The sequence below is a fragment of the Escherichia sp. MOD1-EC5433 genome (assembly GCF_002966005.1).
GTDB classification, from domain to species: domain Bacteria; phylum Pseudomonadota; class Gammaproteobacteria; order Enterobacterales; family Enterobacteriaceae; genus Escherichia; species Escherichia ruysiae.
The window spans coordinates 306472-327580 of the sequence record NZ_PTRL01000001.1 but is presented as its reverse complement, the minus strand read 5'-3'; the positions used below and the strand labels follow the sequence as shown (position 1 = coordinate 327580).

The window sequence follows — 21109 nt, the reverse complement described above, 5'->3', positions numbered from 1 at the left end:
AGGTAATAAAATGCATGAAATAACCCTAATTCAGGGATTATCCCTGTCGGCGTTAGTATTCGTTCTGGGGATTGATTTTTGGCTGGAAGCCTTATTTTTATTCCGCCCGATAATCGTTTGTACCCTGACTGGCGCTATTCTCGGTGATATTCAGACTGGCTTAATTACCGGTGGTCTGACAGAACTGGCTTTCGCCGGATTAACCCCTGCTGGTGGTGTTCAGCCGCCTAACCCGATTATGGCCGGTCTGATGACTACCGTTATTGCATGGTCTACGGGCGTCGATGCCAAAACGGCGATTGGTCTTGGCCTGCCGTTCAGCCTGTTAATGCAGTACCTCATTCTGTTCTTCTATTCGGCATTCTCGCTATTTATGAGCAAAGCCGATAAATGCGCCAAAGAGGCGGATACAGCAGCGTTTTCCCAACTTAACTGGACAACGATGCTGATTGTTGCCTTTTCGTATGCGGTGATTGCTTTCCTCTGTACTTACCTGGCGCAAGGTGCGATGCAGGCGCTGGTAAAAGCAATGCCCACATGGTTGACCCACGGCTTTGAAGTGGCTGGCGGTATTCTGCCTGCCGTCGGTTTTGGCTTGCTGCTGCGCGTGATGTTCAAAGCGCAATATATCCCTTACCTGATCGCCGGTTTCCTGTTTGTTTGCTACATCCAGGTCAGCAACCTGTTGCCGGTTGCCGTACTGGGCGCAGGCTTTGCGGTGTATGAGTTTTTCAATGCGAAATCCCGGCAGCAAGCGCAACCGCAGCCCGTTGCCAGTAAAAATGAAGAAGAGGACTACAGCAATGGGATCTGAAATCAGTAAAAAAGATATCACCCGTCTGGGCTTTCGTTCGTCGCTGCTGCAAGCGAGCTTTAACTACGAAAGGATGCAGGCTGGCGGCTTTACCTGGGCGATGTTGCCGATCCTGAAAAAGATTTATAAGGACGACAAACCGGGCTTAAGCGCGGCGATGAAAGATAATCTCGAATTTATTAATACCCACCCGAATCTGGTCGGATTCCTGATGGGGTTATTGATTTCGATGGAAGAGAAAGGAGAAAACCGCGACACCATTAAGGGTCTGAAAGTGGCGCTGTTTGGCCCAATCGCCGGGATTGGCGATGCGATTTTCTGGTTTACCTTGTTGCCGATTATGGCGGGGATTTGCTCATCGTTTGCCAGTCAGGGAAACCTGCTGGGGCCGATTCTGTTTTTCGCCGTTTACCTGCTTATCTTTTTCCTGCGCGTCGGCTGGACCCACGTCGGTTATTCAGTCGGCGTGAAGGCTATTGATAAAGTACGAGAGAACTCGCAAATGATCGCCCGTTCGGCAACCATCCTCGGGATCACGGTAATCGGCGGGCTGATCGCTTCGTATGTGCATATTAATGTGGTGACGTCGTTTGCTATCGACAGTAGCCACAGCGTCGCGCTGCAACAGGATTTCTTCGATAAAGTCTTCCCGAATATTTTACCGATGGCCTATACCCTGCTGATGTATTACTTCCTGCGGGTGAAAAAAGCGCATCCGGTGCTGTTAATCGGCGTGACGTTTGTGCTCTCTATTGTTTGTTCCGCATTCGGCATTTTGTAAATGGAACAAGGCACTGCGCCTGGTGGTGCCTCTTTACTTAAGGAATTTCATCCTGTGCAAACCTTACAGCAAGTTGAAAACTATACGGCGTTAAGTGAGCGCGCCAGCGAATATTTATTGGACGTGATCCGTAGCAAACCAAAGGCCGTGATTTGCCTCGCGACCGGAGCGACACCATTACTGACATATCATTATCTGGTAGAAAAAATCCACCAGCAGCAGGTTGATGTCAGCCAACTCACCTTCGTGAAGCTCGACGAATGGGTGGATCTGCCATTAACCGCGCCCGGCACCTGCGAAACTTTCCTTCAGAAGCATATCGTGCAGCCGCTGGGGTTACGTGAAGACCAGCTCATCAGCTTTCGCTCCGAAGAGATAAACGAGACAGAGTGCGAGCGGGTAACGAATCTGATTGCGCGCAAAGGCGGTCTCGATTTGTGCGTTCTCGGACTAGGGAAAAACGGTCATCTTGGGCTGAACGAACCGGGAGAAAGCCTGCAACCGGCCTGCCATATCAGCCAACTTGATGCGAAAACCCAGCAGCATGAGATGTTAAAAACCGCTGGTCGTCCCGTGACTCACGGGATCACCTTAGGCTTGAAGGATATTCTCAATGCCCGCGAAGTTTTGTTACTGGTGACTGGCGAAGGAAAGCAGGATGCGACAGAACGTTTTCTCACGACTAAAGTCTCCACCACTATCCCGGCGTCGTTTTTATGGCTGCATAACCATTTCACATGCGTAATTGATGAGATGTGTCGTCGTTAACTCGCCAGGAACAGGCGTTGCAGCTCTTATTCCTGCTGCAACGCCTGTAATTACTCCCCTTGCTGCTCCAGCGCATACTTATACAGCGCATTTTTCTTCACGCCGTGAATTTCTGCTGCCAGCGCCGCCGCTTTTTTCAGCGGCAGTTCTGCCTGTAACAGCGCCAGCGTGCGCAGCGCATCGGCAGGCAAGTCCTCTTCCTGCGCTTTATGTCCTTCGACAATCAGTACCATCTCACCTTTGCGGCGGTTTTCATCTTCTTTTACCCACGCCAACAGCTCACCAACGGGCGCGCCGTGAATAGTTTCCCAGGTTTTGGTCAGTTCTCGCGCCAGCACCACGTAGCGGGACTCACCTAGCACCGCGACGATATCTTCCAGGCTATCTAACAGACGGTGGGTTGATTCATAAAAAATCAGCGTGCGCGGTTCCGCTTCAATCGCTTTTAGCGCATCACGGCGGCCTTTCGATTTAGCGGGCAGAAAGCCTTCATAACAAAAACGGTCGGATGGTAAACCAGCGGCGCTTAATGCAGTGATGGCAGCACACGGTCCCGGTAGCGGCACCACGCGAATCCCCGCTTCACGGCAGGTACGCACCAAATGGTAACCAGGGTCGTTAATCAGCGGCGTTCCGGCATCAGAAACCAGCGCAATGTTTTGTCCCTCTTGCAGCTTCGCCAGCAGCGTTTCGGCTTTCTGTTGTTCGTTATGGTCGTGCAGAGCGAACAGTCGGGCGTTTATCCCAAAATGTTGCAGCAGTAAACCGGTATGACGCGTATCCTCGGCGGCAATCAGATCAACGGCCTGTAATACCTCCAGCGCACGCTGGGTGATATCCGCCAGATTGCCGATTGGCGTCGGTACAATGTAGAGCTGACCTTGAGAATTATCCGCCGATTGGTGTTGTTTCATTGTGTCGTCCGTATTGCCGATTTAATATTGAGAATTGCGTAAAAAAAATATCACTGGATACATTATGGTACCCTCAACATTTTCTCGTTTGAAAGCCGCGCGTTGTCTGCCTGTTGTTCTGGCAGCCCTGATTTTCGCCGGTTGTGGCACCCATACCCCCGATCAGTCCACTGCCTATATGCAGGGCACGGCGCAGGCCGATTCTGCCTTTTATCTTCAGCAGATGCAGCAAAGCTCTGATGATACCAGGATCAACTGGCAATTACTCGCCATTCGTGCACTGGTGAAAGAAGGTAAAACCGGGCAGGCGGTTGAACTGTTTAACCAGCTGCCGCAAGAACTGAACGATATCCAGCGTCGTGAAAAATCTCTGCTGGCGGTAGAGATTAAGCTGACACAAAAAGATTTTGCTGGCGCGCAGACCTTGCTGGCTAAAATTACTCCGGCAGATTTAGAGCAAAACCAGCAGGCTCGTTACTGGCAGGCAAAAATCGATGCCAGTCAGGGACGTCCTTCCATTGATTTATTGCGCGCATTAATTGCTCAGGAACCGTTACTCGGTGCGCAAGAAAAACAGCAGAATATCGATGCCACCTGGCAGGCGCTCTCCGCCATGACCCAGCAGCAGGCGAATACGCTGGTGATCAACGCCGACGAAAACATCCTGCAAGGCTGGCTGGATCTGCAACGCGTCTGGTTTGATAACCGCAATGACCCCGAGATGATGAAAGCCGGGATCGCTGACTGGCAGAAACGTTATCCGAACAATCCGGGCGCGAAAATGCTGCCAACGCAGTTGGTAAATGTAAAAGCGTTTAAACCAGCGTCAACCAACAAAATTGCCCTGCTGTTACCGTTGAATGGTCAGGCCGCAGTGTTTGGTCGCACTATTCAGCAAGGCTTTGAAGCGGCGAAAAATATCGGCACTCAGCCGGTAGCGGCTCAGGTAGCAGCCGCGCCTGTCGCTGACGTAGCAGAACAACCCCAGCCGCAAACCGTAGACGGCGTTGCCAGCCCGGCACAAGCGTCTGTTAGCGATCTGACAGGTGAAGAAACCGCCGCACAGCCGGTGCCTGTAAGCGCCCCTCCGGCAAGCACCGCAGCGGTAAGCTCTCCGGCGAATCCATCCGCAGAACTGAAAATCTACGATACCTCATCACAACCACTTAGCCAGATCCTCAACCAGGTTCAGCAGGATGGCGCGAGTATTGTAGTCGGTCCACTGCTAAAAAATAACGTTGAGGAGTTGCTCAAGAGCAACACCCCGCTGAACGTGCTGGCACTCAATCAGCCGGAAAATATCGAAAACCGCGCCAATATCTGTTACTTCGCGCTATCGCCAGAAGATGAAGCGCGCGATGCAGCGCGTCATATTCGTGACCAGGGTAAACAAGCACCGCTGGTACTGATCCCACGCAGTTCGTTGGGCGATCGCGTAGCCAATGCGTTTGCGCAAGAGTGGCAGAAACTCGGCGGCGGCACCGTTTTGCAACAAAAATTTGGTTCCACCAGCGAATTACACGCGGGTGTTAACGGCCGTGCAGGTATCGCTTTAACAGGTAGCCCGATTACACCCAGAGCGACAACCGACTCCGGCATGACGACCAACAATCCAACCCTGCAAACCACGCCGACCGGAGACCAGTTCACCGATAATGGCGGCCGTGTCGATGCGGTGTACATTGTGGCAACGCCAGCCGAAATCGCCTTCATCAAACCGATGATCGCCATGCGTAACGGCAGTCACAGCGGTGCAACGTTGTACGCCAGCTCCCGCAGCGCAGGAGGCTCTGCTGGTCCGGATTTCCGACTGGAGATGGAAGGCTTGCAGTACAGCGAAATCCCGATGCTGGCAGGCGGTAATCTGCCGTTAATGCAGCAGGCGCTCAGTGCGGTAAATAATGATTATTCGCTGGCGCGCATGTATGCGATGGGCGTCGATGCCTGGTCACTGGCGAATCATTTCTCGCAAATGCGCCAGGTTCAGGGTTTTGAAATCAACGGTAATACCGGAAGTCTGACGGCTAACCCGGATTGCGTGATTAACAGGAAGTTATCATGGCTACAGTACCAACAAGGTCAGGTAGTCCCCGCCAGTTAACCACTAAACAGACCGGCGATGCGTGGGAGGCACAAGCGCGTCGCTGGCTGGAAGGCAAAGGACTGCGCTTTGTCGCCGCTAACGTGAACGAGCGTGGCGGCGAGATTGATCTGATAATGCATGAAGGCCAGACCACCGTTTTTGTTGAGGTGCGCTACCGCCGCTCTGCCCTATATGGTGGCGCAGCAGCCAGTGTGACCCGCAGCAAACAACACAAATTATTACAGACTGCCCGCTTGTGGCTCGCGCGTCATAATGGGAGTTTTGATACTGTGGATTGCCGGTTCGATGTGATAGCCTTCACCGGGAATGAGGTTGAGTGGATTAAGGACGCCTTTAATGACCACTCATAATTAAGGTTTAAGGATTAGCGTGCAAGAAAGAATCAAAGCTTGCTTCACTGAAAGCATTCAAACTCAAATTGCAGCGGCAGAGGCGCTTCCGGATGCCATCTCCCGTGCAGCCATGACGCTGGTTCAGTCTCTGCTCAATGGCAACAAAATCCTCTGTTGTGGTAATGGAACTTCCGCTGCCAATGCACAGCATTTTGCTGCCAGCATGATCAACCGTTTCGAAACGGAACGACCCAGCCTACCTGCCATTGCACTAAATACTGATAATGTTGTCTTAACGGCGATTGCCAACGATCGCTTACATGATGAAGTGTATGCAAAACAGGTGCGGGCGCTGGGACATGCGGGAGATGTGTTATTAGCCATTTCTACCCGTGGCAACAGCCGCGATATCGTAAAAGCAGTTGAAGCCGCCGTGACACGTGATATGACCATTGTGGCATTGACCGGCTATGACGGCGGCGAACTTGCCGGTTTGTTAGGGCCACAGGACGTGGAGATCCGCATTCCTTCGCATCGTAGTGCTCGCATTCAGGAAATGCATATGCTGACGGTAAATTGCCTGTGCGATCTGATCGATAACACGCTTTTCCCTCACCAGGATGATTAAGGAGAATACATGAAGGCATTATCGCCAATCGCAGTCCTTATTTCCGCGCTGCTGTTGCAAGGTTGTGTTGCCGCTGCCGTAGTAGGTACTGCCGCTGTGGGTACTAAAGCGGCGACCGACCCCCGCAGTGTCGGCACCCAGGTGGACGATGGTACTCTGGAAGTGCGCGTGAACAGCGCATTGTCAAAAGACGAACAGATTAAGAAAGAAGCACGCATTAATGTAACGGCCTATCAGGGCAAAGTGCTGCTGGTTGGGCAGTCACCAAACGCTGAACTTTCGGCTCGCGCCAAACAGATTGCTATGGGCGTAGACGGTGCCAACGAAGTGTATAACGAGATTCGTCAGGGTCAGCCGATTGGTCTGGGCGAAGCGTCTAACGATACGTGGATCACCACCAAAGTGCGTTCGCAGCTCTTAACCAGCGACCTGGTGAAATCGTCCAACGTGAAAGTAACCACCGAAAACGGCGAAGTGTTCCTGATGGGGCTGGTGACTGAACGTGAAGCAAAAGCGGCGGCAGATATTGCCAGCCGGGTGAGCGGCGTGAAGCGGGTGACCACGGCGTTTACGTTTATTAAATAACTGTCCCTTGTAATGCCTGATGCGACGCTTGCCGCGTCTTATCAGGCCTACAACGGCGCAAACTGTAGGTCGGATAAGGCGTTTACGCCGCATCCGACATGTTTCAGGCCAACAGCGCCAGACTACCGACAATCACACCAGACACCGCCACCATCGTCCCCGTCAGCCATAATGCTTTCGCCGGAAACGCTTTACGCAGCATAATCAGCGACGGCAAACTCACCGCCGGGAGCGTCATCAACAATGCCAGCGCCGGAGCTGTTCCCATACCTGCCAGCATCATCGTTTGTACAATCGGAATTTCTGCTGCCGTGGGAATGACAAACAAGCATCCCGCTACCGCCATCGCAATCACCCACATCAGGCTGTTATCGACAGCACCATCGGCATGGGGGAATAACCAGACGCGAGCGGCACCCAACGCCAGCACCGCCAGGATATAAACCGGGATCGTACTCCAGAACAGAGTCCACAGCGCCCTTCCCCAGCGGGTAAAAAATCCGCCCTGCGCTTCCGGCATGTCAATTTCAACTGGAGCATGGGTTTGCGGTGTCTCATGCACCCATTTTTGCACCAGCGTCGCAATCAGCAACACCATCACCAGCCCTGCCACCAGACGAATCGCCGCAAAACCCCAGCCGAGGACAAACCCCATAAACACCAGCGTCGCCGGGTTTAACAACGGATTCCCCATCCAGAATGCCAGCGCACCGCCCATCGACACTTGCTGGCGACGCATCCCCGCCGCGACCGGAGCCGCACAGCAGGTACACATCATGCCCGGCAGCGAAAACAGCGTTCCCAGCAGCGTTCCGCGAAAGCGCGATTGCCCAAGCGTACGCAGCAGCCAGTCACGAGGGAGCAGCACCTGAATCAACGAACCGAGGATCACCCCCAGCACCGCCGCTTTCCATACCGCGAGGAAATAGATCATCGCGTAATCCAACGCCGCCTGCCACGGATTAGCATCCGCCTGCGCAAGGATAGATTTACCGATACTGTGGGTTTCGGCAGCAGTAAACGCTTTGCCGTAGTAAGGTTGCCATTTCACATACCAAAGACCAGCAATGACAACGAGAAAGAAAAGCGCGGGTTTCCACCACTGAATGGGCGTTGCCGCCTGAGATGAAGACTGACCAGTCATAGCATTCCCCAGGAATAAGTTATGATAATTGAGCGCGTGAATATTACGCTCACTATCAATTCTTGGGAATAATTATTCAGCTCTTTTGCGTAGTTCTGAAGAGCTTAAAATAGTCACCCCTTCATGTTCAGGCCGCATGGCTTCTGCCAGCATGACCCGCGCCACATCCCGTGCATCAATGGATTTCCAGTTGCCAGGCAGCAAACGGAACAGCGGCGCAAAGAGCGTTTCGTTCATCCTCTGCTTGCTACGATCGCCCAGCAACATCGACGGACGCGCAATGGTCAGTTTCGGCCAGTTCTGGGCAATTAGCGCTTCTTCCATCTCCCCTTTGACGCGGTTATAGAAAAACGGCGAATGCGCGTTTGCGCCCATCGCACTAACCACCAGCATATGCTGTGCACCCAGCCGCCGTCCGGTTAACGCGGTGTCCACGACCAGCGTGTAATCGGCATGAATAAATGCTTCTTTGCTACCCGCTTCCCGCCGCGTGGTGCCGAGACAACAAAACACAATGTCGATGGGATCGGTAACCTGCGCCAGCGCGTCGGTCAGTTGTGGATCATGGGGATTGAACACGCCTGGCATATCGCCCAACGGGCGTCGCGTCGGCGCGGCTATGGCGTTAACTTTCGGTTCGTTAATCAACATCCGCAGCAGGTGACCGCCCACCAGCCCCGTTGCGCCTGTAATCAGTACCTGACTCATCTTCGCTCCTTTACAGAATTGTCCGCCTTGCACTCCCCGGTACATGCACCAGGCTTAATAGTCTACGAGGTAATTATCCCCGATTGTGGGAAATTCGCCTCATCCAATGCAACAACGCGGAGGAAGCATGAGTAAAAAGATTGCTGTTTTAATCACTGATGAATTTGAGGATTCAGAATTTACTTCACCCGCAGACGCATTTCGTAAAGCCGGGCACGAAGTTGTCACTATTGAAAAGCAAGCGGGTAAAACGGTGAAAGGGAAAAAAGGGGAAGCCAGCGTCACCATTGATAAATCCATCGATGAAGTGACGCCAGCAGAGTTTGATGCCCTGCTGCTTCCTGGTGGCCATTCACCAGATTATCTGCGTGGCGACAACCGTTTTGTCACCTTCACGCGAGATTTTGTGAATAGCGGTAAACCGGTCTTCGCTATCTGCCACGGCCCGCAACTGCTGATTAGCGCCGATGTTATTCGCGGTCGTAAGCTGACCGCCGTTAAACCGATCATTATTGATGTTAAAAACGCAGGCGCGGAATTTTACGATCAGGAAGTGGTGGTCGATAAAGATCAGCTGGTTACCAGCCGGACGCCGGACGATCTGCCAGCATTTAACCGCGAGGCGTTACGCCTGCTCGGTGCCTGAGCCGCGTAGCCAGACCAGTTTTTTACCAAAGCCCAGCGTGTTGTCGGTGAATTTGATTTCATCGAGCCGGATTTCCCAAACCGGTGCCGACATCATTCTGGCAACCGGAAAGCGACGATTATACGCCTTGCGCGCAAGGTCGCTTTCCTCACCTTCCAGCCTGCGGATCTCGCCTTTAAACTGTACGCCACGGATTAACGCCACCGTTTTCGGCTGACCGTTTACCGTACCGGCAACCGGAGCCTGCGACCCGCTCATCTGTGCATGACGCGTTTTATCTTCCGTGAGAATGTAAAGAGCAACCTTTTGCGAATCAAAGAGATAAAAGGCATTGGCGCACCACAGTTCCCCTTCCTGCTGCACACACCAGGTGACAACATGTTGTTTTGCCAGCCAATGGCTAATAGCGGTGAGTGTTTCCATTTTTGTTCTCTTTTATACTGGTGGCCTGACCTTAACATGTGACACAAACGATGACACCCTGGTATCTCTATTTGATTCGTACCGCCGATAATAAGCTTTACACCGGGATCACCACGGATGTCGAACGCCGCTATCAGCAGCACCAGAGCGGCAAAGGCGCGAAAGCACTGCGTGGGAAAGGAGAACTAACGCTGGCGTTTTCCGCGCCAGTAGGCGACCGTTCGCTGGCACTACGGGCGGAATATCGCGTTAAGCAGTTAACCAAACGGCAAAAAGAGCGTCTGGTAGCGGAAGGCGTAGGGTTTGCAGAGTTATTAAGGAGTCTGCAAACCCCGGAGATTAAAAGCGATTGAAATGCTCGTGGTACTCAACCAGACCAGTTACGCCATTCAGCGCGTCATCCGCTAAACGATGTACCTGGAAGGCGCTTTCAGTGCCCGGCCAGCGACAACGCAGATCGTGATGCGCCGCCAGCTCAAAGCCGAAACGACTGTACAGTGCCGGATCGCCCAGCGTCACCACTGCGGCATAGCCAAACTCATTAAGCGAATCAAGTCCTTCATAGACCAGTTGGCGTGCCAGCCCCTGTCCACGGTATTTTTCATCAACCGCCAGCGGCGCCATGCCAACCCATTGCAGGTCTTCGCCCTGCACATCAACCGGACTAAATGCTACATAGCCAATGACCTGACCTTCGTCATCTGTCGCCACCAGCCCCAGCGTCAGAAAGCCATCTTCACGCAGATCGTGAACCAGCTTCGCTTCCGCATCGCTTTCGAATGAACGACGCAGCAAGGCATCAATACCCGGCGCATCAATGGGAATTTCTACTCGAATTAGCATGGTTCACCTACCGATGTCTGTTTGGTTTCAGGCGCGGTTTTCATTCCCGCCTCAACAAAATCCGCCAGTTGCAGCAGCATCATGCGTAAGGCTTTCGGCATTTGCTCCAGTTCAATGGCGTCCATCAGGTTTTTCACATACAGCCCCAGCTCCGTATCGCCTTCAATCACCAGCCGACGCTGGAAGAAGAGCGTATCCGGATCCTGTTTACGCGCCGCAATCATCAGCAGATCGCTGGCGTCGGCACTAAAACTCACATCAGCTTGCGCGTTCTGGCTGACAACCAGTTTGCCATTCACCACCGAGGTAAACCACTGCAGATCAATATCACGCACATGAATACTTAACCAGCGACCTTCAAGGAACTCCAGCTCGCCGTCGTCCAGCGCCTGGCGAAATTGCCAGCTTAAGACCTGCTCAAGAACCTGGCGTTTTAGCGCAAATGGCGTCAGTTTTACCGGTACACTCAACAGAGATGGCCCCAAATGCACAATACGGGAACGCAGTTTATCCAACACGAGTTTTACTCCCTGTTTCAACAATCGTCCTATTTTGCCATATCAGGAAAATAACATAGCGGTATAAATCAACAATTCCATATGAAATTGCTAATACCACCAATACAACTTTAACTGCCTTAAATCAAAAATTGTCGCAGCAAGGTTAACTAAAATCCCAGTTCGTTAACATTTTTGCGCTTTGATAGCGCAACCTTCAGGAAAAATTATGGAGCTGCTCTGCCCTGCCGGAAATCTCCCGGCGCTTAAGGCGGCCATCGAAAACGGCGCAGATGCTGTTTATATCGGGCTAAAAGATGATACCAATGCCCGCCACTTCGCCGGCCTTAACTTTACCGAGAAAAAATTGCAGGAAGCGGTGAGTTTTGTCCATCAACATCGCCGCAAACTTCACATCGCAATTAACACTTTTGCGCACCCGGACGGCTATGCCCGCTGGCAGCGCGCCGTGGACATGGCGGCGCAATTGGGTGCCGACGCGCTGATCCTCGCCGATCTCGCCATGCTGGAGTACGCCGCCGAGCGTTATCCACATATTGAGCGTCACGTATCGGTGCAGGCTTCAGCGACTAATGAAGAGGCGATCAACTTTTATCATCGCCATTTTGACGTTGCCCGCGTGGTGCTGCCGCGCGTGTTGTCGATTCATCAGGTGAAACAACTGGCACGGGTTACTCCTGTGCCGCTGGAAGTCTTTGCTTTCGGCAGCCTGTGCATTATGTCGGAAGGCCGTTGCTATCTGTCGTCGTATCTGACAGGTGAGTCGCCCAACACCGTCGGTGCGTGTTCTCCGGCTCGCTTCGTGCGCTGGCAACAAACGCCGCAGGGGCTGGAATCCCGTCTTAACGAAGTGCTGATCGACCGTTATCAGGATGGCGAAAACGCAGGTTATCCGACGCTGTGTAAAGGGCGTTATCTGGTAGACGGCGAACGCTATCACGCGCTGGAAGAACCAACCAGCCTCAATACCCTGGAACTACTGCCAGAGTTAATGGCGGCAAATATTGCTTCGGTGAAAATTGAAGGCCGCCAGCGTAGCCCGGCGTATGTCAGCCAGGTGGCGAAAGTCTGGCGCCAGGCTATCGACCGTTGTAAGGCCGATCCACAAAACTTCGTACCGCAAAGCGCGTGGATGGAGACGCTCGGGTCGATGTCCGAAGGCACGCAAACCACCCTTGGCGCGTATCACCGTAAATGGCAGTGAGAAAAGCAATGAAATATTCCTTAGGGCCAGTGCTGTGGTACTGGCCAAAAGAGACGCTGGAAGAATTTTATCAGCAGGCCGCCGCCAGCAGCGCCGATGTTATTTATCTCGGTGAAGCCGTGTGCAGCAAGCGTCGGGCAACCAAAGTTGGCGACTGGCTGGAGATGGCAAAATCGCTCGCCGGTAGCGGCAAGCAGATTGTGCTCTCCACACTGGCGCTGGTTCAGGCATCCTCTGAACTTGGCGAACTGAAACGCTATGTTGAGAATGGCGAATTTCTGATTGAAGCCAGCGATCTCGGCGTGGTGAATATGTGCGCTGAACGCAAACTGCCGTTCGTCGCCGGGCACGCGCTGAACTGCTACAACGCAGTGACGCTGAAAATATTACTCAAACAGGGCATGATGCGCTGGTGTATGCCGGTGGAACTTTCCCGCGACTGGCTGGTGAATCTGCTCAATCAGTGCGATGAGCTGGGCATTCGCAACCAGTTTGAAGTGGAAGTCTTGAGCTACGGTCATCTGCCGCTGGCCTATTCCGCCCGCTGCTTTACCGCGCGTTCGGAAGACCGCCCGAAAGATGAGTGTGAAACCTGCTGCATCAAGTATCCGAACGGGCGCAACGTGCTGTCGCAAGAGAATCAGCAAGTGTTTGTACTCAACGGTATTCAGACTATGAGCGGCTACGTGTACAACCTAGGTAACGAGCTGGCATCCATGCAGGGGCTGGTCGATGTGGTTCGCCTGTCACCGCAGGGTGCTGACACTTTCGCTATGCTCGACGCCTTCCGCGCCAATGAAAATGGCGCTGCGCCACTGCCGTTGACGGCAAACAGCGATTGTAACGGCTACTGGCGACGGCTGGCAGGACTGGAGTTGCAAGCGTAAGTAAATAGCTCACTTTGTTAACAAGTTTAACTACTCTTTAATGCAGTATTAAAGATTAATCGGTAACAAAGTGAGCTGTTATGACTGATAAAACTATTCCTTTTTCGCTACTCGATCTGGCCCCCATTCCCGAAGGTTCTTCAGCGCGAGAAGCGTTCTCCCACTCTCTCGACCTCGCCCGTCTGGCTGAAAAGCGCGGCTATCATCGCTACTGGCTGGCGGAACACCACAATATGACCGGCATTGCCAGTGCTGCCACATCGGTGTTAATTGGCTATCTGGCGGCGAACACCACCACGCTGCATCTGGGTTCCGGCGGCGTGATGTTACCTAACCACTCACCGTTGGTGATTGCCGAACAGTTTGGCACGCTCAATACACTCTATCCGGGGCGAATCGATTTAGGGCTGGGTCGTGCACCGGGTAGCGATCAACGGACAATGATGGCGCTACGTCGACATATGAGCGGTGATATTGATAATTTCCCCCGTGATGTTGCAGAGCTGGTGGACTGGTTTGACGCCCGCGATCCAAATCCGCATGTGCGCCCGGTGCCTGGCTATAGCGAGAAAATCCCGGTGTGGTTGTTAGGCTCCAGCCTTTACAGCGCACAACTGGCGGCGCAGCTTGGCCTGCCGTTTGCGTTTGCCTCACACTTCGCGCCGGATATGTTGTTCCAGGCGCTACATCTTTATCGCAGCAACTTCAAACCGTCGGCACGGCTGGAGAAACCATACGCGATGGTGTGCATCAATATTATCGCCGCCGACAGCAACCGCGACGCCGAATTCCTGTTTACCTCGATGCAGCAAGCCTTCGTGAAGCTGCGCCGTGGCGAAACCGGGCAACTGCCGCCGCCGATTGAAAATATGGATCAGTTCTGGTCACCGTCCGAGCAGTATGGCGTGCAGCAGGCGCTGAGTATGTCGTTGGTAGGTGATAAAGCGAAAGTGCGTCATGGCTTGCAGTCAATCCTGCGCGAAACCGACGCCGATGAGATTATGGTTAACGGACAGATTTTTGACCACCAGGCGCGGCTGCATTCGTTTGAGCTGGCGATGGATGTGAAGGAAGAGTTGTTGGGGTAAGTGCATTTTCCGCGCCGGGCAGTCCCCTCTCCCTGTGGGAGAGGGTTAGGGTGAGGGCATCAGACCTCACCCTTACTGATATACCGGCAGCAAATTAAAGCTCGATAAAATATGGATCAGTGCATTGCCAATGCCAAACACCAGAATCAGGACAATCATCGGCTTGCCGCCCCAGACGCGGAATTTCGGGCTACCGAAGCGTTTACGCGATGCGCGAGCCAGCAGCGCCGGAACAATTGCCGCCCAGATGGTAGCCGCTAAGCCAGCATAACCAATGGCATACAGGAATCCGTTCGGGAACAGCAGGCCACCAACAACAGGCGGTGCAAAGGTCAACAGTGCCGTTTTAAAGCGACCCAGAGCCGAGTCGTCGAAACCAAACAGATCTGCCAGATAATCGAACAGACCAAGCGTTACGCCGAGGAACGAACTCGCTACCGCAAAGTTTGAGAACACTACCAGCAGCAGATCCAGACTACGACTGTTCAGCACACCGCTTAACGCCTGTACCAGCACGTCAATATTGCCGCCCTTCTCGGCGATGCCGATAAACTCCGGACGCGGGATGTTACCCATCGTCGCCAGCAACCAGATGGTATACAGCGCCAGCGCCATCAGCGTACCGTACACCAGACATTTGACGATAGTTTTCGGGTCCTTGCCATAATATTTCATCAGGCTCGGCACGTTACCGTGATAACCAAACGATGCCAGGCAGAACGGCAGCGTCATCAGCAGATAAGGCGCATAAGACGCATTGCTTTCGGCGACGTTGAGCAATGTCGCAGGCTGTACATGCCCCAGCAGGCTGCCGAAAGTGAGGAAAAAGGTAATGACCTTCGCCCCCAGCACAATCGCCGTCATTCGGCTGACGGCTTTAGTGCTCAACCACACCACAAACGCCACCAACAGTGCAAAACCAAAACCCGCCGCCCGTGCCGGGACATTTAGCGACATCTCTGCGAAGGTGTGATGCAAAATCGAACCGCTGGCAGAGATATAAGCGTAAGTCAGGATATAGAGCACAAAGGCAATGGAAATGCCATTGACCACGTTCCAGCCTTTGCCCAGCAAGTCTTTGGTGATGGTGTCAAAGCTCGAACCGATTCGATAATTCAGGTTAGCTTCCAGAATCATCAAACCGGAATGCAACATACAAAACCAGGTGAAGATTAGCGCCGCCATTGACCAGAAGAACCACGCACCGGACATGACCACAGGCAGAGAAAACATTCCTGCGCCAATAATGGTGCCGCCGATAATCACCACGCCGCCAAGCAGCGACGGTGACGTTTGGGTGGTGGTTAGTGTTGCCATAAGGGCTTCTCTCCAGTGAAAAATAGTGCGACTGCGTTGTTATGTGTTGCACTGTACCAGTACGCGAGTACAAAAGACAGAAAAAAAACCCCGATTGTTAAAATCGGGGCTGTATATATTATTTTACAGATTGTGTTCGATGGTCAGCGTGTATTACGCATCACTACCGAAACGACGACGACCGGTAGAGTCATCACGACGCGGTGCGCGGCCTTCACGACGTTCGCCGCTAAAACGACGACCATCACCACGACCACCTTCACGGCGTTCACCGCTGAAGTTACGACCGCCTTCACGACGCTCGCCACCGACACCACGACCACCGCCACGACGCTCACCGCCAGTATGCGGCTGTGCATCGCCCAGCAACTGCATGTTCATCGGTTTGTTGAGAATGCGAGTGCGCGTAAAGTGTTGCAGCACTTCACCCGGCATACCTTTCGGCAGTTCGATGGTGGAGTGAGAAGCAAACAGCTTGATGTTACCAATGTAACGGCTGCTGATGTCGCCTTCGTTAGCAATCGCGCCAACGATATGACGAACTTCAACGCCATCATCACGACCCACTTCAATGCGGTACAGCTGCATGTCGCCAACATCACGACGTTCACGACGCGGACGATCTTCACGGTCGCCACGCGGGCCACGGTCGTTACGATCGCGCGGACCACGGTCATCACGGTCACGGAATTCACGTTTCGGACGCATCGGCGCATCTGGCGGAACAATCAGAGTACGTTCACCCTGTGCCATTTTCAGCAGTGCGGCTGCCAGAGTTTCGAGATCCAGTTCTTCACCTTCTGCGGTCGGCTGAATTTTGCTCAGCAGTGCACGGTATTGATCCAGATCGCTGCTTTCCAGCTGCTGCTGTACTTTAGCGGCAAATTTTTCCAGACGACGTTTGCCCAGCAGTTCTGCGTTCGGCAGTTCTACTTCTGGAATGGTCAGCTTCATAGTACGTTCAATGTTGCGCAGCAGACGACGCTCGCGGTTCTCAACGAACAGCAGCGCGCGGCCAGCACGACCCGCACGACCGGTACGACCGATACGGTGAACGTAAGACTCAGAATCCATCGGGATATCGTAGTTAACTACCAGGCTGATACGCTCAACGTCCAGGCCACGAGCCGCAACGTCGGTCGCAATCAGGATATCCAGACGACCATCTTTCAGGCGTTCCAGAGTCTGCTCACGCAGCGCCTGGTTCATGTCACCGTTCAGCGCGGCGCTATTGTAGCCGTTACGCTCAAGGGCTTCAGCCACTTCCAGAGTCGCGTTTTTGGTACGAACGAAGATAATCGCCGCATCAAAATCTTCTGCTTCCAGGAAACGTACCAGTGCTTCGTTTTTACGCATACCCCAGACAGTCCAGTAGCTCTGGCTGATGTCAGGACGGGTAGTCACGCTGGACTGAATGCGCACTTCCTGCGGCTCTTTCATAAAGCGGCGGGTAATGCGACGAATCGCTTCCGGCATGGTGGCAGAGAACAGAGCGGTCTGATGACCTTCCGGGATCTGCGCCATAATGGTTTCAACATCTTCAATGAAGCCCATGCGCAGCATTTCGTCAGCTTCATCCAGAACCAGACCGCTCAGTTTAGAGAGATCCAGAGTGCCACGTTTCAGGTGGTCAAGCAGACGGCCCGGAGTACCGACAACGATCTGCGGCCCCTGACGCAGGGCGCGTAATTGCACGTCATAACGCTGGCCGCCGTACAGGGCAACCACGTTTACGCCGCGCATGTGTTTAGAGAAATCCGTCATTGCTTCAGCAACCTGTACCGCCAGTTCGCGGGTCGGTGCCAGCACCAGAATCTGTGGTGCTTTCAGCTCAGGATCAAGATTCTGCAGCAGAGGTAAAGAGAATGCTGCAGTTTTTCCGCTCCCCGTCTGGGCCATACCCAGTACGTCGCGGCCATTCAGCAGATGTGGAATACACTCTGCCTGAATTGGAGATGGTTTTTCGTAACCCAGATCGTTAAGGGCTTCAAGGATAGGAGCCTTCAGGCCCAGATCTGCAAAAGTGGTTTCGAATTCAGCCATGTAGTACGTGTGCCTCAAAATTAATGGCGGCCAGTCTACATAACTCATCATGAAATTGATCAGCAATTTTCATTGAAAAGTGTGAACCGGCTCAAAGTAGGTGTATTAACGAACAACAACGCCCTCACCCGTTAAGGTGATGGCAATCAAATAAGATTACGGGCTGATGTGTACGTCAGCTATTGCTGGTCCGATTCTGCCAGGTCATCTTGGTCCTGGCCCAGGAGCGATAATTCCAACAATGCGTATCGGTGCTCAACAAAGTTATGAACGTTGTTGGCAACCGCCAGTTTGAACAGTGCCGTGGCGCTGTCCAAATCCCCCAGACTTAGGTAGTACTTACCTAAATAGAAGTTGGTTTCACTGAGATGCTCAGCGAGCGAGGTGTTATCCGTTGCGTCCGCCTTGAGCCTTTCCATTAACGTTTGTTCGCTAATGTTGCCCAGGTAGAACTCGACAATGTTCCATCCCCACTGCTCCTTGTCCGATTTTTCGAAGTGCTGTTTCAACACTTCTTTAGCCTGCTTCTCATCGAGCTTCTGCTCGGCGAGATAAAGCCACAGACTACGGAAAGGATCATTGGGATCGTCTTGATAAAACGCCAGCAGATCATCTTGCGCTAACTTGTCACGACCGCCGTAATATAATGCGATCCCGCGATTCAAGTGCGCGTAGTTGTAAGTTGGATCAAGCTCAAGTACAGAATCAAACGCTTCATAGGCAGCATCAAAATTGCCTGCCTGCGTTAAATATATGCCTAAGTAATTGAATACTTCAGGCATATCCGGTCGGATTGCCAGCGCCTGCGAAAAATCGTTACGCGCTAATGCCCTCAGACCGAGACTATCATACAACACTCCGCGCTCATATAAAAGCTGTGCGCGTTCGTCATCGGTTAAAGCCCGACTGGCAAGGATCTGTTCCATACGTGCCAGAATCACTTCCTGCTGTAAAGTCGGTTGCAATGGTACTGCGAGGACTTCACTTTTACGCCAGGAAGTATTACTGCATCCTGCAAGCGTAAGTGCTGTCGCAACGAAACACCAGCGCAAAAAAGGCTTCATTTCCCACTCCCGAAGACCACGGTTGAATGAACGTCCTGTTCCCGGTTGCTAACAAGGCGTCCTGCCTGGTTAAAAGCCCCCCGCCGCAGCGGAGGGCAAATGGCAACCTTACTCGCCCTGTTCAGCAGCCGGAGCTTCCGGTGCCGCAGCAGGTTGAGACTGCTCAGTCGCTTCTTTAATGCTCAGACGGATACGGCCCTGGCGATCAACTTCCAGAACTTTCACCGGTACTTCCTGACCCATCTGCAGGTAATCGGTCACTTTCTCAACGCGTTTGTCAGCGATTTGAGAGATGTGTACCAGACCTTCTTTACCGCCGCCGATGGCAACAAATGCGCCAAAGTCAACGATACGGGTCACTTTACCATTGTAGACGCGGCCCACTTCGATTTCCGCCGTGATCTCTTCGATACGACGAATGGCGTGTTTTGCTTTCTCGCCGTCGGTCGCTGCGATCTTCACAGTACCGTCATCTTCGATTTCGATGGTGGTGCCGGTTTCTTCGGTCAGGGCACGGATAACTGAACCGCCTTTACCGATAACGTCTTTGATCTTGTCCGGGTTGATCTTGATGGTATGGATACGCGGAGCGAACTCAGAGATATCACCGCGCGGCGCGTTGATCGCCTGTTCCATTACGCCAAGGATATGCAGACGCGCACCTTTAGCCTGGTTCAGCGCAACCTGCATGATCTCTTTGGTGATACCTTCAATTTTGATATCCATCTGCAGTGCAGAGATACCGTCACGGGAACCCGCAACTTTGAAGTCCATATCGCCCAGATGGTCTTCGTCACCCAGAATGTCAGACAGTACAACGTAGTTGTCGCCTTCTTTCACCAGACCCATTGCGATACCCGCAACGGCGGCTTTAATCGGCACACCTGCGTCCATCAGCGCCAGAGAAGCGCCGCACACGGAAGCCATAGAAGAGGAACCGTTGGATTCGGTGATTTCAGATACAACACGTACGGTGTACGGGAATTTGTCCATATCCGGCATTACTGCCAGCACGCCGCGCTTCGCCAGACGACCGTGACCAATTTCACGACGCTTCGGAGAACCGACCATGCCAGTTTCGCCTACGGAGTACGGAGGGAAGTTGTAGTGGAACAGGAAGGTGTCAGTACGTTCGCCCATCAGTTCATCAAGAACCTGCGCGTCACGTGCAGTACCCAACGTTGCGGTAACCAGCGCCTGAGTTTCACCACGGGTGAACAGCGCAGAACCGTGAGTACGCGGCAGCACGCCAGTACGGACATCAAGACCACGGATCATATCTTTTTCACGGCCGTCGATACGCGGTTCGCCTGCCAGTACGCGGCTACGAACAACGTTTTTCTCGATAGCGTGCAGAATTTCACCCAGTTCGTTTTCGTCCAGGGTTTCGTCTTCAGCAAGCAGCGTCGCGATGGTTTCAGATTTGATCACATCAACCTGTGCATAACGCTCTTGTTTGTCGGTGATGCGGTAAGCATCGCTCAGACGAGCTTCAGCCAGTGCAGCAACGCGTGCGTTCAGCTCTTCGTTTACCGGCTCCGGCTGCCAGTCCCAACGCGGTTTACCGGCTTCTTTCACCAGTTCATTGATGTTCTGAATAACAACCTGCTGTTGTTCATGACCGAACACTACTGCGCCCAGCATCTGGTCTTCGCTCAGCAGTTCAGCTTCAGATTCAACCATCAGTACAGCGGCTTCAGTACCCGCAACAACCAGATCCAGTTTGCTCTCTTTCAGTTCGTCCTGGGTCGGGTTCAGTACGTACTGATCATTGATGTAACCCACACGGGCAGCACCAATCGGACCATTGAACGGAATACCAGACAGAGACAGTGCTGCAGAAGCACCAATCATCGCGACGATATCCGGGTTAACCTGCGGGTTAACAGAAACTACGGTGGCGATAACCTGAACTTCGTTGACGAAGCCTTCCGGGAACAGCGGGCGAATCGGGCGGTCAATCAGACGCGCGATCAGGGTTTCGCCTTCGCTTGGGCGGCCTTCACGACGGAAGAAGCTACCCGGGATACGACCAGCAGCGTAGGTACGCTCCTGATAGTTAACGGTCAGTGGGAAGAAGTCCTGACCTGGTTTGGCTTTTTTCTGGCCAACAACGGTAACGAATACCGCAGTGTCATCCATGCTAACCATAACAGCGGCAGTGGCTTGACGCGCCATCATGCCTGTTTCCAGAGTCACGGTGTGTTGGCCGTACTGGAATTTACGAACGATCGGATTAAGCAATGTAATATCCTTTCTCTTTCTTAGACAGCACCTTAACGGCACTGGTGTTAATAC

Annotated in this window: 23 protein-coding genes; 12 read left to right on the top strand and 11 right to left on the bottom strand. The window is 53.0% G+C overall.

Going from position 1 to position 21109, the window contains the following annotated elements:
• The first annotated feature begins 10 nt into the window (after nt 1-10).
• The 3 genes from agaC to C3D30_RS01690 are packed head-to-tail and all read left to right on the top strand — an operon-like array spanning nt 11 to nt 2363.
• On the top strand, nt 11-814 hold the full coding sequence (gene agaC / locus C3D30_RS01700) for a PTS galactosamine transporter subunit IIC (RefSeq protein ID WP_105286370.1): 804 nt from the start codon (nt 11-13) through the stop codon (nt 812-814).
• Complete coding sequence (gene agaD / locus C3D30_RS01695; RefSeq protein WP_000534348.1) at nt 804-1595, top strand: PTS galactosamine transporter subunit IID; 792 nt, start codon at nt 804-806, stop codon at nt 1593-1595. Before agaC ends, agaD begins: the two co-directional genes overlap by 11 nt.
• The gene (locus C3D30_RS01690; RefSeq protein ID WP_105286369.1) at nt 1596-2363 is read left to right on the top strand and encodes a galactosamine-6-phosphate isomerase; all 768 of its coding nucleotides are present in this window, start codon (nt 1596-1598) and stop codon (nt 2361-2363) included.
• A gap of 50 nt (nt 2364-2413) precedes the next feature.
• Here C3D30_RS01690 and rsmI read toward each other — a convergent pair whose 3' ends face one another.
• A complete protein-coding gene (gene rsmI / locus C3D30_RS01685) occupies nt 2414-3277 on the bottom strand; it encodes a 16S rRNA (cytidine(1402)-2'-O)-methyltransferase (protein ID WP_000809263.1) in 864 nt (287 codons plus the stop codon).
• Nucleotides 3278-3341: 64 nt separating this feature from the next.
• On the opposite strand from rsmI, the gene lpoA reads away from it, so the two are divergent.
• The 4 genes from lpoA to dolP are packed head-to-tail and all read left to right on the top strand — an operon-like array spanning nt 3342 to nt 6926.
• Nucleotides 3342-5378, top strand: a complete 2037-nt coding sequence (gene lpoA / locus C3D30_RS01680; protein ID WP_000249112.1) for a penicillin-binding protein activator LpoA — start codon at nt 3342-3344, stop codon at nt 5376-5378.
• A complete protein-coding gene (locus C3D30_RS01675) occupies nt 5336-5731 on the top strand; it encodes a YraN family protein (protein WP_000246838.1) in 396 nt (131 codons plus the stop codon). Before lpoA ends, C3D30_RS01675 begins: the two co-directional genes overlap by 43 nt.
• Nucleotides 5732-5750: 19 nt before the next feature.
• Nucleotides 5751-6341: a DnaA initiator-associating protein DiaA gene (gene diaA / locus C3D30_RS01670; protein ID WP_001158034.1), complete on the top strand. Its 591-nt coding sequence runs from the start codon at nt 5751-5753 to the stop codon at nt 6339-6341.
• A gap of 9 nt (nt 6342-6350) precedes the next feature.
• Nucleotides 6351-6926, top strand: coding sequence for a division/outer membrane stress-associated lipid-binding lipoprotein (gene dolP, locus C3D30_RS01665; protein ID WP_000646033.1), 576 nt, complete (start codon nt 6351-6353; stop codon nt 6924-6926).
• Between the two features lie 103 nt (nt 6927-7029).
• Here dolP and C3D30_RS01660 read toward each other — a convergent pair whose 3' ends face one another.
• Together C3D30_RS01660 and C3D30_RS01655 are read right to left on the bottom strand one after the other, a co-directional pair.
• Entirely contained in the window at nt 7030-8070 is a 1041-nt protein-coding gene (locus C3D30_RS01660; RefSeq protein ID WP_105286368.1) for a permease, read from the bottom strand.
• A 72-nt stretch (nt 8071-8142) separates the two neighbouring features.
• Nucleotides 8143-8778: an NAD(P)H-binding protein gene (locus C3D30_RS01655; RefSeq protein ID WP_000084526.1), complete on the bottom strand. Its 636-nt coding sequence runs from the start codon at nt 8776-8778 to the stop codon at nt 8143-8145.
• Between the two features lie 127 nt (nt 8779-8905).
• On the opposite strand from C3D30_RS01655, the gene yhbO reads away from it, so the two are divergent.
• A complete protein-coding gene (gene yhbO, locus C3D30_RS01650; RefSeq protein ID WP_000037602.1) occupies nt 8906-9424 on the top strand; it encodes a protein/nucleic acid deglycase in 519 nt (172 codons plus the stop codon).
• Here the strand turns inward: yhbO and C3D30_RS01645 are convergent.
• Nucleotides 9404-9847 carry a YhbP family protein gene (locus C3D30_RS01645; RefSeq protein WP_105285375.1) on the bottom strand — a complete coding sequence of 148 codons (444 nt, stop codon included), beginning with the start codon at nt 9845-9847 and terminating at the stop codon, nt 9404-9406. The two genes, yhbO and C3D30_RS01645, sit on opposite strands and share 21 nt — an antisense overlap.
• Before the next feature lie 50 nt (nt 9848-9897).
• On the opposite strand from C3D30_RS01645, the gene yhbQ reads away from it, so the two are divergent.
• Nucleotides 9898-10200: a DNA damage response exodeoxyribonuclease YhbQ gene (gene yhbQ, locus C3D30_RS01640; RefSeq protein WP_010350072.1), complete on the top strand. Its 303-nt coding sequence runs from the start codon at nt 9898-9900 to the stop codon at nt 10198-10200.
• Here yhbQ and C3D30_RS01635 read toward each other — a convergent pair.
• On the bottom strand, nt 10187-10690 hold the full coding sequence (locus C3D30_RS01635; protein ID WP_000908554.1) for a GNAT family N-acetyltransferase: 504 nt from the start codon (nt 10688-10690) through the stop codon (nt 10187-10189). The two genes, yhbQ and C3D30_RS01635, sit on opposite strands and share 14 nt — an antisense overlap.
• Nucleotides 10684-11208, bottom strand: a complete 525-nt coding sequence (gene ubiT, locus C3D30_RS01630) for a ubiquinone anaerobic biosynthesis accessory factor UbiT (protein WP_001295552.1) — start codon at nt 11206-11208, stop codon at nt 10684-10686. The genes C3D30_RS01635 and ubiT overlap by 7 nt, the downstream gene beginning before the upstream one ends.
• Before the next feature lie 208 nt (nt 11209-11416).
• Between ubiT and ubiU the strand changes: the two genes are divergently transcribed.
• The 3 genes from ubiU to C3D30_RS01615 all read left to right on the top strand — a co-directional run bounded on the left by ubiU (nt 11417) and on the right by C3D30_RS01615 (nt 14387).
• The gene (ubiU, locus tag C3D30_RS01625; RefSeq protein ID WP_000421305.1) at nt 11417-12412 is read left to right on the top strand and encodes a ubiquinone anaerobic biosynthesis protein UbiU; all 996 of its coding nucleotides are present in this window, start codon (nt 11417-11419) and stop codon (nt 12410-12412) included.
• Between the two features lie 8 nt (nt 12413-12420).
• Nucleotides 12421-13299 carry a U32 family peptidase gene (locus tag C3D30_RS01620; RefSeq protein ID WP_024212613.1) on the top strand — a complete coding sequence of 293 codons (879 nt, stop codon included), beginning with the start codon at nt 12421-12423 and terminating at the stop codon, nt 13297-13299.
• 80 nt (nt 13300-13379) lie between these two features.
• Nucleotides 13380-14387 carry a luciferase-like monooxygenase gene (locus tag C3D30_RS01615; protein ID WP_105286367.1) on the top strand — a complete coding sequence of 336 codons (1008 nt, stop codon included), beginning with the start codon at nt 13380-13382 and terminating at the stop codon, nt 14385-14387.
• Between the two features lie 72 nt (nt 14388-14459).
• On the opposite strand, the gene mtr is transcribed toward C3D30_RS01615, so the two are convergent.
• The 5 genes from mtr to pnp form a co-directional block, all read right to left on the bottom strand.
• Nucleotides 14460-15704 (bottom strand): tryptophan permease, encoded by a 1245-nt coding sequence (mtr, locus tag C3D30_RS01610; protein ID WP_000224360.1) that lies wholly within the window; start codon nt 15702-15704, stop codon nt 14460-14462.
• A gap of 153 nt (nt 15705-15857) precedes the next feature.
• A complete protein-coding gene (gene deaD / locus C3D30_RS01605; protein WP_105286366.1) occupies nt 15858-17747 on the bottom strand; it encodes an ATP-dependent RNA helicase DeaD in 1890 nt (629 codons plus the stop codon).
• Nucleotides 17740-17820 (bottom strand): protein YrbN, encoded by an 81-nt coding sequence (gene yrbN / locus C3D30_RS01600; protein WP_010723222.1) that lies wholly within the window; start codon nt 17818-17820, stop codon nt 17740-17742. Before yrbN ends, deaD begins: the two co-directional genes overlap by 8 nt.
• A gap of 106 nt (nt 17821-17926) precedes the next feature.
• Complete coding sequence (gene nlpI, locus C3D30_RS01595; protein ID WP_000802080.1) at nt 17927-18811, bottom strand: lipoprotein NlpI; 885 nt, start codon at nt 18809-18811, stop codon at nt 17927-17929.
• Nucleotides 18812-18919: 108 nt separating this feature from the next.
• Nucleotides 18920-21055, bottom strand: coding sequence for a polyribonucleotide nucleotidyltransferase (gene pnp / locus C3D30_RS01590; protein ID WP_000933927.1), 2136 nt, complete (start codon nt 21053-21055; stop codon nt 18920-18922).
• Nucleotides 21056-21109: the final 54 nt, after the last annotated feature.

What these genes read in the sequence shown, in the direction of transcription:
- agaC (WP_105286370.1), top strand. Translation starts at nt 11, where the DNA reads ATGCATGAAATAACCCTAATTCAGGGATTATCCCTGTCGGCGTTAGTA.
- yhbQ (WP_010350072.1), top strand. Translation starts at nt 9,898, where the DNA reads ATGACACCCTGGTATCTCTATTTGATTCGTACCGCCGATAATAAGCTT.
- rsmI (WP_000809263.1), bottom strand. Translation starts at nt 3,277, where the DNA reads ATGAAACAACACCAATCGGCGGATAATTCTCAAGGTCAGCTCTACATT.
- C3D30_RS01615 (WP_105286367.1), top strand. Translation starts at nt 13,380, where the DNA reads ATGACTGATAAAACTATTCCTTTTTCGCTACTCGATCTGGCCCCCATT.
- C3D30_RS01690 (WP_105286369.1), top strand. Translation starts at nt 1,596, where the DNA reads ATGGAACAAGGCACTGCGCCTGGTGGTGCCTCTTTACTTAAGGAATTT.
- C3D30_RS01660 (WP_105286368.1), bottom strand. Translation starts at nt 8,070, where the DNA reads ATGACTGGTCAGTCTTCATCTCAGGCGGCAACGCCCATTCAGTGGTGG.
- yhbO (WP_000037602.1), top strand. Translation starts at nt 8,906, where the DNA reads ATGAGTAAAAAGATTGCTGTTTTAATCACTGATGAATTTGAGGATTCA.
- C3D30_RS01620 (WP_024212613.1), top strand. Translation starts at nt 12,421, where the DNA reads ATGAAATATTCCTTAGGGCCAGTGCTGTGGTACTGGCCAAAAGAGACG.
- mtr (WP_000224360.1), bottom strand. Translation starts at nt 15,704, where the DNA reads ATGGCAACACTAACCACCACCCAAACGTCACCGTCGCTGCTTGGCGGC.
- deaD (WP_105286366.1), bottom strand. Translation starts at nt 17,747, where the DNA reads ATGGCTGAATTCGAAACCACTTTTGCAGATCTGGGCCTGAAGGCTCCT.
- yrbN (WP_010723222.1), bottom strand. Translation starts at nt 17,820, where the DNA reads ATGAAAATTGCTGATCAATTTCATGATGAGTTATGTAGACTGGCCGCC.
- lpoA (WP_000249112.1), top strand. Translation starts at nt 3,342, where the DNA reads ATGGTACCCTCAACATTTTCTCGTTTGAAAGCCGCGCGTTGTCTGCCT.
- C3D30_RS01635 (WP_000908554.1), bottom strand. Translation starts at nt 10,690, where the DNA reads ATGCTAATTCGAGTAGAAATTCCCATTGATGCGCCGGGTATTGATGCC.
- C3D30_RS01655 (WP_000084526.1), bottom strand. Translation starts at nt 8,778, where the DNA reads ATGAGTCAGGTACTGATTACAGGCGCAACGGGGCTGGTGGGCGGTCAC.
- ubiU (WP_000421305.1), top strand. Translation starts at nt 11,417, where the DNA reads ATGGAGCTGCTCTGCCCTGCCGGAAATCTCCCGGCGCTTAAGGCGGCC.
- nlpI (WP_000802080.1), bottom strand. Translation starts at nt 18,811, where the DNA reads ATGAAGCCTTTTTTGCGCTGGTGTTTCGTTGCGACAGCACTTACGCTT.
- C3D30_RS01675 (WP_000246838.1), top strand. Translation starts at nt 5,336, where the DNA reads ATGGCTACAGTACCAACAAGGTCAGGTAGTCCCCGCCAGTTAACCACT.
- C3D30_RS01645 (WP_105285375.1), bottom strand. Translation starts at nt 9,847, where the DNA reads ATGGAAACACTCACCGCTATTAGCCATTGGCTGGCAAAACAACATGTT.
- agaD (WP_000534348.1), top strand. Translation starts at nt 804, where the DNA reads ATGGGATCTGAAATCAGTAAAAAAGATATCACCCGTCTGGGCTTTCGT.
- dolP (WP_000646033.1), top strand. Translation starts at nt 6,351, where the DNA reads ATGAAGGCATTATCGCCAATCGCAGTCCTTATTTCCGCGCTGCTGTTG.